This window comes from Ruegeria sp. C10, from assembly GCF_056537805.1.
On record NZ_JBQFSC010000004.1, the window covers coordinates 281204 to 295861 of the forward strand.

Sequence of the window (14658 nt, forward strand, 5' to 3'; positions counted from 1 at the left end):
AAGCCCCACTTGGCCACCTTCAAATTATCCCGAACAAACCTTTCGCAAGGCGGGCGCTAGGTCCGCCCGTGAGATCGCCTCATATTGTGCCCAGACGAAGCAGAGGCATTTGATGACACATCCTAAATATTATGCACCGACAGGCGGACATCCGGGGCAAGAGCAACTGTTGACCGACCGTGCCATGTTCACCGATGCCTATGCGGTAATCCCCAAAGGCACGATGCGCGACATCGTTACCAGCTTTCTGCCTTTCTGGGAGAATACACGTCTTTGGGTCTTATCCCGGCCTTTGAGTGGTTTTGCCGAGACATTCTCGCAATACATAATGGAGGTGCAGCCCGGCGGTGGCAGCGATACGCCCGAAACCGACCCAAATGCGCAAGGGGTGATCTTCGTGGTCGAGGGCAGCGTCACGCTGACCCTGAACGAAGCGGATCATGTTCTTGAGATCGGTGGATATGCCTATATCCCCCCGGGCAGCGACTGGACGCTGCACAACCATGGCGATTCAGTTGCCCGGTTCCATTGGGTGCGCAAGGCTTATGATGCAGTGCCCGGCCTGCCCGCCCCTGACCCGATCATCACCAATGAACGCGACGTGGTACCCAACGAAATGCCCGGCACCGAAGGCCGCTGGTCTACCACCCGCTTCACCGATCCGCAGGACCTGCGTCACGACATGCATGTCAACATCGTCAATTTCGAACCCGGTGGTGTGATTCCCTTTGCCGAAACCCATGTGATGGAACACGGCCTTTATGTGCTTGAAGGCAAGGCTGTTTACCGGCTCAATCAGGATTGGGTCGAGGTTGAGGCCGGTGACTACATGTGGCTGCGCGCTTTCTGCCCGCAGGCCTGTTACGCAGGCGGACCGGGACGGTTTCGCTATCTGTTGTACAAGGATGTGAATAGGCACATGCCGTTGTCTGTACCGTCTAGGTAGCTGACGATCGGGGCTTTACCGGGTCAAGTTCTGGTAAAGGGGTTCACAGAATCGCTGGAATCTGATGAAATCAAATGAGTTTTCAGCACTGGAGATTGTTCGATGTTACTGCGCGGTACGATGATTGCACTGGTTGCCACCCTTGGCCTTTCGGCGTTCAACGCCGCCCCGGTCGCAGCCAAGGAAGAAACCAAATCCGTTTTCGTCATGAGCCGCACATGGGCGGTGACGCAGGTCTCGGACGCGCCTGTGGTTTATCGGGCGACGCGGGATAATAACAATCTGAACCCGTTTGGCCCGCCGCCACGTCTTCGCACCATCCAGGCAATGGCCGCGATACAGAAGGCGACTGGCTGCAAGGCGATCTATTCCAGCATGTATCAGAACATTTCGGGCCAGTTCTTTTCGCAGGTCAGCTGCAACTGAAATTGGTACAATACTTTGATTGAGATCGCCTGATCTGCCTGCCATAGCTTGCGCATGAAACTCGCGATCAACGGATTCGGCCGTATCGGCCGCACCATTCTGCGTCAGGTCTTAAGCCTGCCGCAGCATTCGGATGTAGAACTAGTGCTGATCAACGATATCGCACCGCTGGAAACATGCGCATACCTGTTCAAATATGACAGCACGTTTGGCCCCTATCAGGGTTCGGTCACGACCGAAGGTGAAGCACTGAATATCGATGGCCGCGTTATTCTGATGTCTCACAGCGCCGATTTGGCACAGGTCGATCTGTCCGGCGTCGATGTCATGCTCGATTGCACCGGCATCGCGCGAACATCCGACGTGGCCAGCCGGGGCTTGACTGCTGGGGCGGATAAAGTGTTGATTTCCGGTCCGTCACCCGCTGCCGAAGTCACACTGGTGCTGGGGGCAAACGAAGATCAATTGGGCAGCGCACGGATCGTTTCAAATGCATCCTGCACCACCAATGGTCTGGCACCGCTCGTCAAGCTGATTGATGAAATCGGCGGGCTTGTGTCCGGGCACATGACCACCATCCACTGCTATACAAACAGCCAGCCGATGGTCGATGCGCCACGCGGGGATTTGGCCCGATCGCGCGCCGGGGCATTGTCGATGGTGCCCACGACCTCGAGCGCGACGCATTTGATTGATATCGTCTTGCCAGACCTGGCCGGTCGTATGTCGGGGGCCGCGGTGCGTGTTCCGACGGCCAGCGTATCTGCCGTTGATCTTGTCGCCACGCTAGAACGTGGCATGAGCGCAGATCAATTCGAACAAGCGTTTCGCGACGCGGTCGCAGCTTCTGACGTGCTGGGCTGGACTGATTTGCCCTTGGTGTCATCTGATTTGCGGTCCCGCCCTGAGTCACTGGTAGTGGCGGGGCCCGAGACGCGCATGATTGGAGAGAGGCAGATCAGGGTCTTTGGCTGGTACGACAATGAATGGGGGTTTTCAGCCCGCATGCTGGATGTCGCGCGCCTGATGGCAAACGCCGGGTAATCCGCAGCGCTGAAGCACGCTGCGGATTACTTCAAGACTTCAATCGTGAGGTAGGCTACCCGCCCCGTGACCGGCCATACCCCCTGAAACCTCTTCAGTCGATTCTTCGGCCAATTCATCTGGCAGGACCAAATTCAGTACAATGGCGATCAGCGCTGCGGGCAGCAGGCCGCTGGTCATCAGGATACGAAGGGTATCAGGTAGGTGCTGAACCGCGCCGGGTTCCAGCTGCAACCCAAGACCGATCGACAGCGAAATCGCAAAGATCACCATGTTGCGACGGTTCCAATCCACGTCTGACAGCATCGAGATACCTGCCGCGACCACCATGCCGAACATGACGATCACACCACCGCCCAGCACTTCGATAGGCACGGTGCGGATAATTGCCCCGACTTTTGGCACAAGGCCACACAGGATCAGGAAGATAGCTCCACAGGTCACGACATGGCGGCTCATGACGCCCGTCATCGCAATCAAACCGACATTCTGGCTGAAGGACGTATTGGGAAACCCGCCAAACATACCGGCAATCGCTGTTCCGAAACCATCTGCATAAGTCGCGCCCGCGATTTCCTTGTCGGTTGCTTCGCGACCTGCACCCCCCTTGGTGATACCCGATACGTCTCCGACGGTCTCGATGGCCGAGACGAAAGACATGAGACAAAAGCCGATCACGGCGGCCAGAGAGAACTCAAACCCATATTTAAACGGCACGGGCAGAGCAAAAGCTGAGGCGCGTGACCAACTTGTGCCAATGGCCTCGAACGTCACCATCCCGACCATCAGGGCATAGACGTAGCCGATGGCCAAACCAACCAGTACGGCAGACACCGACAGCATACCGCGTGCAAAGAACTTGAGGCCAAGCGTCACAACAACCACAACCAGTGCAGCCGACCAGTTGAGCAGCGATCCATACTCAGGAGTTCCAATCGCAGGCACACCACCAGCGGCGTATTGTATGCCGACCTTGACCAGCGCCAAACCGATCATTGTTACGACAAGTCCGGTGACCAGCGGCGGAAGCGCAAACCGTATCTTGCCTATGAAGAGGCCAAGAAAGGCATGAAACAAGCCGCCAACCAGGACACCGCAAAACAGCGCCCCTAAGGCATCCACGCCTTTTCCGGCGACCAGAGGGATCATGATGGGCAAAAATGCAAAGCTCGTTCCTTGTACAATCGGCAGAGCCGCTCCGACCGGGCCAATCGTGATAGTCTGCAGCAGGGTCGCCAGCCCAGCGAACAGCATCGACATCTGGATCAGGTACAGCAATTCGGGAAAATCCGGGGAGTTCGACCCAAATCCAAAACCGGCAGCACCCGCCACGATGATGGCCGGTGTCACGTTCGAGACGAACATCGCCAAAACGTGCTGAATGCCCAGCGGTATCGCCTTGTGCAAGGCGGGTGTGAAGTTCGGGTCCCGAAGCTGTTCGGGCGTCCCTATCGAAGTTTCAGCCATGATCTCATTGTCCTCCCTAAGATCCAATGGGGTTCTTACCGCTTCTCTGGCGGCTTCGGTTCTGGTTTCAGCGGTTGACCACCTCGTACGGTGTGCTGAACCAGTATTCTTCTAAATTCAGGCCGACTCCGATGCGATCGACAACCGCAAACAGGCCGGGCCCATGCAAAGGCGTTAAGACGCCGTGCCATGTTCCACGGTGATAGTTCACGGCTTGCCCGGCTTGTGTGATGAATGCGCGTGGTTGACCCGGTTTCCCGCCTTCATCGGGGGCGACGACCACCAGAAAGGGCTGGTGGGTCATTGGAATGAAAGCCTGGCTGCCATCCGGATGACGCTCAACCATCTCCAGCAGGTAAGGCATCTCGCGCGAGTTGGCGTTGAATAGGCTGATGCCCGCGCGGGCATCACTGAAATCCAGTTTAGCCCGGTCGTGATACCGCCCGCATTGGCCCTGATTGATGATCTTGTCGGGCTCGCCCGAGATATCGATCAGATCACCAAACGGTGCGAAAGCTTCGGCCGAGATCGGTTCAGCGACAATCCGTGTCATGAGGGCAGCACATCGTGAAGACGGAACTCGGCAATCCGCTCGACCTGTCGGCAGGCCTCGGCGAACTCGGTTTCGCGATCCTGTTCGATGCGCCGTTCGAATGCGTTTAGGATCGAAGCCTTGTTGTGGTCCCGTACGGCAACGATGAACGGAAAGCCGAATTTTTCCGTATAGCGCTGGTTCAGTTCGGTGAAGGTGGCGCGTTCCTCATCCGTCAGCGCATCAAGCCCTGCCGAGGCTTGCTCGGACGTGCTTTCCTGTGTCAGCCGCTTAGCCTGCGCCAGTTTTCCCGCGAGATCAGGGTGGGCCGTCAAAACGCCCAACCGTTCCTCGGTTGAGGCGGACCGGAACATGCGGGTCAAAGCATTGTGTAATCCGCCTGCCGTGTCATGCGCCGCGCCCAATTCCAGATCATAGGCGCGCTCGGCGATCCAAGCGGAATGCTCGAAGATACCTCCATACGCAGAGACGAATTCTTCGCGGCCCATTTGCGAGGGTTGTGGACGCTCAGCCGCCGGGTGCTTCTCGGCCCAATGCTCGGCAATCTGCAATCGCGTCGCGAACCACACGTCCGAGAACCCGCGCGCGTAATCCAGAAATCGTTTCAGTGCCATAACACGACCCGGTCTCCCGATCAGGCGACAGTGCAAGCCGATCGACAGCATCTTGGGAGCGCTAGCTTCGCCTTCCGCATAAAGCACGTCGAAACTGTCTTTCAGATAGGAATAGAACTGGTCTCCGGCATTGAACCCCTGCGGCGTGGCAAAGCGCATATCGTTGCAATCCAGCGTGTAGGGCACAATTAACTGATCCCGACCACCGGTTTGCATCCAGTAGGGTAGATCGTCTGCATAGGTATCGGCAACATAAGCAAAGCCACCTTCCTCGGCGACCAGACGCACGGTGTTGTCCGAACAGCGCCCAGTGTACCAGCCGCGCGGGCGATCCCCTACAACTTCGGCATGCAGACGGATCGCTTCGGCGATCTGGGCCCGTTCTTCCGCCTCGGGCATATCCTTGTGCTCGACCCATTTCAGGCCATGGCTGGCAATCTCCCACCCTGCCGATTTCATCGCCGCAACCTGATCTGGCGAACGCGCTAACGCGGTAGCCACACCATAAACGGTGATCGGTAGGTCTTTCATCAAGCGATGCAGGCGCCAGAACCCCGACCGCGAGCCGTATTCATAGATCGATTCCATGTTCCAATGACGCTGGCCCGGCCACTGCGCCGCCCCAACGATCTCGGACAAGAACGCCTCGGACGCAGCGTCCCCGTGCAGGACACAGTTCTCGCCGCCTTCTTCGTAGTTCAACACAATCTGCACAGCCAGTTTTGCACCGCCGGGCCATGCGGCGTCAGGTGGGTTGGCTCCGTATCCGATCATATCGCGGGGGTAACGAGGCGGCTGCATAGGGTCTTCCAGTCCGGTTAGGTGTTTTGACAGCTTTACCGCAGAAACGGTCTATTGATTATCAAATCAATCCGAACACTGTTTCCAGTTCTTTCGGCATTTCAACCATTTTGCGGTTTGGCCCAGACTGTGGCACACCAAAAGAAACACATAGGAGAGACCCTTGGCTGGCTATCTGACAACCCACGTTCTCGACACGGCGCGCGGCTGCCCCGCTGAGGGGTTGAAAATCGCGCTCTACAAAGTGTCAGGGAACTCGCACCGTAAACTGGTCGAGATGGAAACCAACGCGGATGGCCGAACCAATAGCCCGATCTTACCGCAGGACGACTTTAAAACCGGCACTTATGAGCTGATATTCTTCGCCGGAGATTACCTGCGCGCGACGGGTCAGGATGGCGATGATCCTCTGTTTCTGGATCAGGTGCCGATCCGCTTTGGCATGTCCGATGCGGACGCGCACTACCACGTTCCGCTGCTGTTGTCCCCCTACGGCTACTCGACCTACCGGGGCAGCTAGCCCTAGATTTCGGCGCTTCGAACCACTTTGCCGATCCGGTCAATCATGAAATCCATAAACAGCCGCGCTTTCGGGTCCTGATGGCGGCGATGCGTATACAGACAGGCCATTTGCACGGGAACCGGAGGCGTCTTCATCGCCACCGGGATCAGCCTCCCCGCCTTCAAATGCTCTGACACCTCAAAAACGGGTTTCATGGCAATACCTTGCCCAGACAGCGCCCAATCGGTCAAAACATCACCATCGTCACATTCATACCTGCCCGAGACAGCAAATCGTTTCGGGCCATCGGGAGTTTCCAGCATCCACTGAAACTCTGCCGCGCCGGGGAAGCGCAGGTTCAAGCATTCATGCTTGCCTGAAATCAGATCGGATCCAGCTTCGGGCATCCCACATCGGCTCACGTAATCAGGGGCCGCGCATAGCACACGCTGGCAATCCGCAATCTTGCGAATGCGCAATGTGCTGTCTTCGGGCTGACCGATGAAAAAAGCCAGATCCAAGCCTTCGGTGGTCAGATCAACCGAGCGGTCTGTCAGTCTTAGGCGCACATCAATCTCAGGGTATTCTGACAGAAAATCAGGTACATGTGGCGCCAATAACCGGCGCCCGACACCTAAAGGCGCGGCAACAAACAGAGACCCGCGGGGGGCTTCGGTCAGATGCGTGACCTGGGCCTCTGCCTCATCAACTGCATCCAGAACCGCAACCGCGCCGGGGTAGAACGCCCGCCCCTGCTCTGTTGGTGTCAGGTTCCGAGTTGTGCGCTGAAACAGGCGTACTCCCAGATGATCCTCCAACTGCGAAATTCGCGCCGACGTCACCGCAGGTGAAATTCTCATATCCCGCCCGGCGGCTGACATGCTGCCCAAGTCATAGACCCGGACAAAGGTTCGAATGTTGTCGAGATAGGACATCTTATCGTTTTTTTTGATACAGTTTGACAATATACGGGAATACCGAAGAAAAGCCCGTTTGCCTAGTGTGGCGCAACGCAATCGGAGACATAAGCATGTACGACTTCGCCGTTTTCTGGGATTGGATTGGTTTTGGCGTGCGCTGGTTGCACGTTATCACCGCGATTGCCTGGATCGGATCATCCTTCTACTTCATCGCGCTGGATCTTGGTTTGAACCGCGATATCCCCGGACCGGCGGACGGCGAGGAATGGCAAGTCCATGGCGGAGGATTCTATCACATCCAGAAATATCTCGTCGCTCCAGAACGTATGCCCGACCACCTGACCTGGTTTAAATGGGAAAGCTACGCCACATGGCTCAGCGGTGCCGCGCTACTGATGATCGTCTACTGGGTAGGCGGAGAGCTCTATCTGATCGATGCCCAAAAGGCGGATCTGGCGCTATGGCAAGGCATATTGATCTCGGCTGCCTCGCTGACTGTCGGTTGGCTGGTCTACGATTTTCTCTGCAAGTCGGGATTGGGCGAGCGTCCGACATTGCTGATGGTTCTTCTGTTCGTGCTGCTGGTGATTATGGGCTGGGGTTATAACCAGATTTTCACCGGTCGCGCGATGATGCTGCATCTGGGGGCCTTCACGGCCACAATCATGACCGCAAATGTGTTCTTCATCATCATGCCTAACCAGCGCATTGTGGTGGACGACCTAAAGAACGGGCGCACACCTGATCCGAAATACGGCAAGATCGCCAAGCTGCGTTCGACCCACAACAACTATCTGACATTGCCGGTCGTGTTTCTGATGTTGTCGAACCACTATCCGCTGGCTTTTGCGACCGAGTACAATTGGATCATCGCCGCGCTGGTCTTCCTGATGGGTGTCACGATCCGGCACTATTTCAACACCCGCCATGCGCGCGCTGGAAACCCAACCTGGACCTGGCTGGTAACGGCTTTGCTGTTCATGACCATCATGTGGTTGTCGACCGCTTCGATGAACGACCCGTTGCAAGAGGCCGAAGCACGGCAACTAACTCCCTACGAACAGAAATTCGCATCAGCGGATGGCTTTGAAGAAGCACAGGACATAGTTCTGGGTCGCTGTTCTATGTGCCACGCGCGCGAGCCTGTCTGGGAAGGCATCCTGTGGGCACCCAAAGGTGTCCTGCTGGAAACAAAAGCTGACATTGCTCAGAACGCGCAGCAGATTTATCTGCAATCCGGCGTCACACATGCCATGCCTCCCGCGAACGTGACCTATATGGAACCTGAAGACCGGGATGCGATTGTTCGCTGGTTCCGAAATGCCGGTCTGTAGCGGATTGGCACACGAGTTTGCCAATAAAAACACCTGAACTTTGTTTAGTTCTTCCCCTAAGCGCCGTCAGATGCTCTAAATGAATTCAACACGCCGCATTCGTTTTGTTTCGCGGCCATAGCGATTTCGACTTGGGGCAGTTGGAGCCAGACAATGACAGGGAGCAGACCGCGCAGCGATCTGAGAGGCTGGCTTTTTGGTGCGTTTGTGGCCTTGTCCCCCAATCTTGCTACCGCGCTAGAAACGACCCTATCCGCCCCTGGTGCATCTGAAGATCTGGTCGACCGCTTGGAAGAGACTTCATCCATCTTCACCTCGGAATCGCGTGGTCTTGATACGTCACTGGAAATACTGTCGGCAGCTTTGTCCGACTACCGCACCATCGTTCAGATCATGTACGACGAAGGCTATTTCAGCCCCGTCGTCAGCATCAAGCTTGACGGGCAGGAAGCCGCCAAAATCAATTCGCTGAACGTTCCAGCCCAATTCAAACGGGCGACTATCCTTGTCACACCGGGACGGAAGTTCAAGTTCGGAACGGCTGTCGTGCAACCGCTGGCACCGGGCACGGAACTGCCCGAAGAGTTCGCCACGGGTAAGACCGCGACCACCGGAGCGATCCAACAGGCGGCTTCGGCCGGGGTGCAGGGCTGGCGCGATACAGGCCATGCCAAGGCGGAAGTGGAAGATCAGAAAGTAATAGCGCGCCATGCGCAGGCACGGCTGGACGCGACAATTGATCTGGCTCCGGGGCCAAGGTTGCGGTTCGGCAAAATGATCATTCAGGGCGATACAAATGTCCGCCATCGGTCGATCGAGAAAGTCGCAGGCTTCCCGTCGGGTGAGGTTTATTCGCCTGAACAGGTCCAAAAGGTTGGCACCCGCCTGCGGCGTACCGGCACATTCGCTACGGTTTCGCTCAAAGAACATGAAGAACCCAACCCGGATGGCACGCTTGATTTCGACGCGACGTTTGAAGACCTGCCACCGCGCCGCCTGACCTTTGGGGCCGAGATTGCCTCGCGCGACGGGGTTGATCTTACAGCTACGTGGACCCATCGAAACGTTTTCCGGCGAGCCGAAAGGCTGCGGTTCGAGGCGGCAATCCGCAATATCGGCGGTGCCGAGGATATCGATGGACGCATTGGTCTGCGGCTGGATCAACCTGATCGTCTGGGCCCTGACGACAATACATTCTGGAGCGCCCTGCTGGAACGGCGCAATACCGAAAACTACAACGTCACCGTCGCCTCGCTTGCCTATGGTGCACGCCGCACATTCTCTGACCGCCTCTACGCCGAAGCCTCGGCAGGTTTCCAATGGTCGGACGCGGATGACGCCTATGGCGATGGGCGCAAGTTTCGATACTTCATTCTTCCGTTCCGGTCAGAGTGGGATGAACGCGACAGCAAAGTCAGTGCTACGCGCGGTTATTATCTAGACTCGCAAGTCATGCCCTTTGTCGGGTTCTCCGGGTCGGATACCGGCCTGAGAATGTTCTTTGACGGTCGCGCCTATAACGATCTGGGCACCGCCGGTCGGCTGGTGTTGGCAGGCCGGGTGCAGTTGGGATCGGTCCTCGGACCTCCGGCAGATGGTGTGACTCCAGATTTCCTGTTCTTCTCGGGTGGTGCCGGTACAGTACGGGGTCAGCCATTTGAAAGCCTAGGTATCCCCGTCGGGGATGGTGTCGCCGGTGGCAAATCCTTTCTGGGGCTCTCAGCCGAGGTCCGAGGCAAAGTCACTGACGCAATCTCGTTGGTTGGGTTTTATGACTACGGTGTGGTCGACACGTCCTCATTCATCGGCGGCGGCGCGGAAGAGCATTCTGGCGCGGGCCTTGGAATCCGTTATGATCTGGGCGGCTTCGGGCCCTTGCGCTTTGACCTTGCGGTGCCGGTTCAGGGCGATACGGGTGACGGGCTGCAATTCTACCTCGGGATCGGGCAAGCCTTTTGATGCGTCGCGTTGTATATCCCCTGTTGCTAAGTTCAGCAGCGATCACCGTTCCCATCGCGGCGACCGCTCAGGACGAGGGCGGCAGCATGATCGAGCAGTTTCTGCAAGATACCCTGTCTGGTGATGATCAGAATGTGCGGGTGATCGGCCTTGAAGGAGCTCTGAGTTCGCGTGCGACGATTCAAGAAATCACAGTCGCCGATGACGACGGCGTCTGGCTCACCATTAAAAACGCTGAATTGGACTGGAACCGATTGGCACTGCTGCGCGGTCGGTTCTCGGTCAACACACTATCGGCGCAGGAAATCGATATCGCCCGCGCACCCGGTACAACAACTAAGGACGCACCGCCCCCTTCAGCCGAAACCCAACCCTTCCAACTACCTGAGCTTCCGGTTTCGATCGAAATCGGAGAGCTGCGCGTCGATGACCTGTCTTTAGGTGAGCCGCTGATCGGCGTCGCTGCCGAGCTTGCCGTGAACGGCAACCTATCGCTGGCTGATGGAACACTGGATACTACGCTGGATATCGACCGACTGGACCGCGCCGGGGACACGATTGATCTGAAAGCAGGCTTTCAGAACGACAGCCGCCAGATCGATCTGGACTTGACCGTAGCCGAAGCATCAGGCGGTCTGATCGCAACGGCCTTGTCCATCCCCGATGCCCCGCCGCTTGAGCTGACTGCAAAAGGCTCGGGGCCGATAACGGATTTTAATGCTGATATCGGTCTAAGCAGCGATCAGCAGCTTCGCGTGTCCGGTCAGGTACGACTGCGCACCGCCGAAGAGAGTGGCAACGCTTCCGATGGAATCGCGTTTACTGCCGATGTCGGAGGCGACCTGACGCCGTTTCTGGCCGAAGAGATGGACACGTTCTTCGGTACCGACACACGGCTGTTTGTAGATGGGCGCACCCATTCTGACGGGGCGCTGGATATATCGGATATCGAGATTACCTCGGAAGCGCTGGACCTCAAAAGCGAACTCAGCCTTGCTTCGGGCGGTGTTTTGAAACTGGTCGCCCTGCAAGGTCGTATCACGCCGCCGGAAGGTGACAAGGTCGTTCTGCCCGTCAGCGGCGGCGATACGTCAATCGGCGCGGCGCAGATTTCGGCCTTGTACAATACCGAGAATGGCAATCTCTGGGACCTGAGCCTGACGACCAACAAGATTGAAACACCCAACCTGAACCTCGATCATGCACGGATCAGCGGGCAAGGCACGCTAGATCAATCCAGCGGGCTGTCGGTCGATGGCGATCTGCAGGCTGTGCTGGATGGCATTGATCTGACAGATGCCGCACTGAATGCCGCCGTCGGAAATCAGATCACACTGGATGGACAGTTCGAGTACGGCAGCGACCAGACATTGCAATTGTCCGGGGTCGAACTGGTCGGCAGCGACTATACCCTAGACGCTGATGCGTTGATCAGCGGGCTTGCGACCGGGTTGCAGGTTGATGGCACGGCACTGCTGCAGGCGACCGACCTGTCGCGGTTCTCGGACCTGGCACAGCTTCAGCTTGGTGGCGAGGCTTCGGTCCAGGTGGCTGGAAAGGGCTCGCCACTGGAACGCAGCTTTGACGGCAAGGTCACGGTGAATGGGCGTGATCTGGTGACCGGGCGTGACGATATTGATCCAATGATCACGGGTGAAACCGAAATCGTTCTGGATGCCAAACGCGACACCGATGGGGTAACAATTCGCGATTTCACCGTGAATGGCGACGCTCTGACAGCGCAGGCCAGCGGCACGGTCACGACGCCAAATGGCAATCTGACGATTGACGGTCAGGCCAGCGTGAACGCCCCCGATCTGGCGGTGTTCTCAGGCATCGCACAGCGTGATCTGGCGGGCGCATTACAGGCCCGGCTGGATGGCAAAGGCACCGTACAGACGTTGGAATTCGACGGCCAAGCCAGCGTGATCGGAACAAATATCGAAACCGGGATGAGCGAGTTCGACCCGCTGTTGAAAGGCCGGACATCAATCAATCTGGACGGTGCGCATTCGGGCAACCAAATCGTTATTCGAAACGCCACGGTCAAAAGTGCTGCTCTTACTGCCGAGGTGGGCGCAACCATCGATGACCCCACCGGAAACATCACGGTGGATGGAAGCGCCAAGCTGAACGCCCCCGACCTGTCTTTGTTCTCCGGCCTCGCCGGGCTTGATCTGGCCGGGTCGATTGATGCCGACGTAACCGGTCGGGCCGCGCAAAGCAGCAAGGCCTTTGATATCAAAGGCAACCTGAGCGCAGACGACCTTGCCACGGGTATCCAAGCCGTAGATGCGTTGGTACAGGGACGAACCACGCTGAACGTGGATGCCGCCAACGATGATCAGGGGCTGAACATCCGCACTTTCAGTCTGAACGGAACCGCGCTGACCGCAGATGCATCGGGCCGATTGGATCGGGAGGCCGGTGGCCTCGATTTCTCGGCCATGCTGGACGACATCGGCCGTCTATCTTCGACATTGTCCGGGCCGCTCACGCTGGATGGCAACGTCGCCCCTACAGGGTCCGGTTTGGAAGGCAATGCGCGCCTGCAGGGACCAGATAGCTCGTACGCCAATTTAACCGGAACTGTAGAAACCGGTGGCACCGCGGATCTAAACTTTGACGCCCGCCTGAATCGGGTCGAACGTTTTGTGCCCGATTTCCCCGGAACCGTCGCCGCCAGTGGTACCGCCCGCCGCGACGCCGGGATGTGGACCATCGACGCAAAGGCTAATGGCCCCGCCGATATCAATACAACGGTTGCCGGGACCTTTAACGAAACCAGCGGCGAAGCGGACCTGAAGATGCAGGGCGGTGTCAACATCGGTATCGCCAATGCATTTATCTCTCCCAACAATCTGGCCGGTACTGCCCGGTTCGATCTGGCCTTGAAAGGGGCACCTGCGCTGGATGCGCTTAGCGGAACGATTTCAACATCCGGCGCGTCGATGGCCTTGCCCGATGTGGGACAGACAATCACTGGCATCGGGGGTTCCGTAAACATCGCGCAAAGCCGCGCCACGATTGCACTGCAGGGTGGGTTACGAGCGGGCGGAGGGTTTACCGTCAACGGCCCGATTGATCTGACGCCACCCTTCAACGCCCAGATAACCACAGCGCTCAACAATCTCGTGCTGACAGACAAGCTGCTCTATGAAACCACATTGAACGGTCAGATCGCCCTGACCGGGGCATTGGCCGGGAACAGTTCGCTGGCCGGGCAGATCAACTTTGGCGAAACCAACATCAATCTTGCAGCCGCCGCAGGAGCAGTCGGCGCAGCACCAATTCCGACGATCCAACACCTGAACGAAAGCCGTGCCGGTTTCGTAACGCGGGAACGCGCCAATCTGGTGGAAACCGAGGATGAGACTAAAAGCAACTCGCGCATGTCGCTCGACATCGGATTGCTTGCACCCAAGGCAGTCTTTGTCCGAGGACGCGGCGTGAACGCGGAACTGGGCGGTCGCATACAGATTGGTGGAACTACAACTTCTGTTGTGCCGTCAGGCCAGATTGAGCTTATCCGCGGTAATATCGATATCCTTGGTCGCCGCCTTGCGCTGACTAAGGGTGTGGTCACCCTGCAGGGTGACCTGACGCCATATATCGAGTTTGAATCGTCCTCCAGCACCTCGGACGGCACCGCAACGATCGAGATCGCCGGGCCGCTGGACTCACCCGAGGTCGACGTATTCTCAGATCCTGAACGCCCGACCGAGGAAGCGCTAGCAATGCTCTTGTTCGGCAACCGGTTCTCAGAACTGTCACCGTTTGTCATTGCGCAGATGGCGGCCTCATTGGCCCAACTCAGCGGCGCCGGCGGGGATACTACCAAAGGGGTGCGCGAGGCCACGGGCCTGGACACTATCGACCTTGGCGCGACTGAGGGCGGTGGGGGCAGCCTTGGTGCGGGCGCATATCTAAGCGACAATCTCTACACCGATTTCACCGTCAATACCGAAGGTGACACCGAGGTGAATTTGAACCTCGACGTCACCGACAGCTTCACGGTTCGCGGCACCGTGGATGGCCGAGGCGAGACGGGTTTGGGTATCTTTTTCGAACGCGACTACTGAAAATAAAGGC

11 protein-coding genes are annotated in these 14658 nt (G+C 57.5%); 7 read left to right on the plus strand and 4 right to left on the minus strand.

All coding sequences use genetic code 11. From position 1 onward, the window contains the following. Positions 1-112: 112 nt before the first annotated feature. The 3 genes from ACR0DE_RS17725 to ACR0DE_RS17735 all read left to right on the plus strand — a co-directional run bounded on the left by ACR0DE_RS17725 (position 113) and on the right by ACR0DE_RS17735 (position 2416). Positions 113-946 (plus strand): bifunctional allantoicase/(S)-ureidoglycine aminohydrolase, encoded by an 834-nt coding sequence (locus tag ACR0DE_RS17725; protein WP_170397455.1) that lies wholly within the window; start codon positions 113-115, stop codon positions 944-946. Between the two features lie 102 nt (positions 947-1048). Beyond that, a complete protein-coding gene (locus tag ACR0DE_RS17730; RefSeq protein ID WP_170397457.1) occupies positions 1049-1372 on the plus strand; it encodes a hypothetical protein in 324 nt (107 codons plus the stop codon). Positions 1373-1426: 54 nt separating this feature from the next. Further along, entirely contained in the window at positions 1427-2416 is a 990-nt protein-coding gene (locus tag ACR0DE_RS17735; RefSeq protein ID WP_170511356.1) for a glyceraldehyde 3-phosphate dehydrogenase NAD-binding domain-containing protein, read from the plus strand. A gap of 39 nt (positions 2417-2455) precedes the next feature. On the opposite strand, the gene ACR0DE_RS17740 is transcribed toward ACR0DE_RS17735, so the two are convergent. The 3 genes from ACR0DE_RS17740 to puuE form a co-directional block, all read right to left on the minus strand. Next, on the minus strand, positions 2456-3883 hold the full coding sequence (locus ACR0DE_RS17740; protein ID WP_480754511.1) for a nucleobase:cation symporter-2 family protein: 1428 nt from the start codon (positions 3881-3883) through the stop codon (positions 2456-2458). 67 nt (positions 3884-3950) lie between these two features. Beyond that, positions 3951-4436, minus strand: a complete 486-nt coding sequence (locus tag ACR0DE_RS17745) for an ureidoglycolate lyase (RefSeq protein WP_480754513.1) — start codon at positions 4434-4436, stop codon at positions 3951-3953. Then, positions 4433-5851 carry an allantoinase PuuE gene (gene puuE / locus ACR0DE_RS17750; protein WP_480754515.1) on the minus strand — a complete coding sequence of 473 codons (1419 nt, stop codon included), beginning with the start codon at positions 5849-5851 and terminating at the stop codon, positions 4433-4435. Before puuE ends, ACR0DE_RS17745 begins: the two co-directional genes overlap by 4 nt. 163 nt (positions 5852-6014) lie before the next feature. Between puuE and uraH the strand changes: the two genes are divergently transcribed. Then, positions 6015-6371, plus strand: a complete 357-nt coding sequence (gene uraH, locus ACR0DE_RS17755; protein ID WP_170404478.1) for a hydroxyisourate hydrolase — start codon at positions 6015-6017, stop codon at positions 6369-6371. A gap of 2 nt (positions 6372-6373) precedes the next feature. Here uraH and ACR0DE_RS17760 read toward each other — a convergent pair whose 3' ends face one another. Next, a complete protein-coding gene (locus tag ACR0DE_RS17760) occupies positions 6374-7288 on the minus strand; it encodes a LysR family transcriptional regulator (RefSeq protein WP_170397469.1) in 915 nt (304 codons plus the stop codon). A gap of 95 nt (positions 7289-7383) precedes the next feature. Between ACR0DE_RS17760 and ACR0DE_RS17765 the strand changes: the two genes are divergently transcribed. The 3 genes from ACR0DE_RS17765 (at position 7384) to ACR0DE_RS17775 (ending at position 14648) form a co-directional block, all read left to right on the plus strand. Further along, positions 7384-8607 (plus strand): urate hydroxylase PuuD, encoded by a 1224-nt coding sequence (locus tag ACR0DE_RS17765; protein ID WP_480754518.1) that lies wholly within the window; start codon positions 7384-7386, stop codon positions 8605-8607. A gap of 153 nt (positions 8608-8760) precedes the next feature. Beyond that, entirely contained in the window at positions 8761-10566 is a 1806-nt protein-coding gene (locus ACR0DE_RS17770; protein ID WP_170596961.1) for a BamA/TamA family outer membrane protein, read from the plus strand. Continuing rightward, positions 10566-14648, plus strand: coding sequence for a translocation/assembly module TamB domain-containing protein (locus tag ACR0DE_RS17775; RefSeq protein WP_480754520.1), 4083 nt, complete (start codon positions 10566-10568; stop codon positions 14646-14648). The genes ACR0DE_RS17770 and ACR0DE_RS17775 overlap by 1 nt, the downstream gene beginning before the upstream one ends. The last annotated feature ends 10 nt before the right edge of the window (positions 14649-14658 follow it).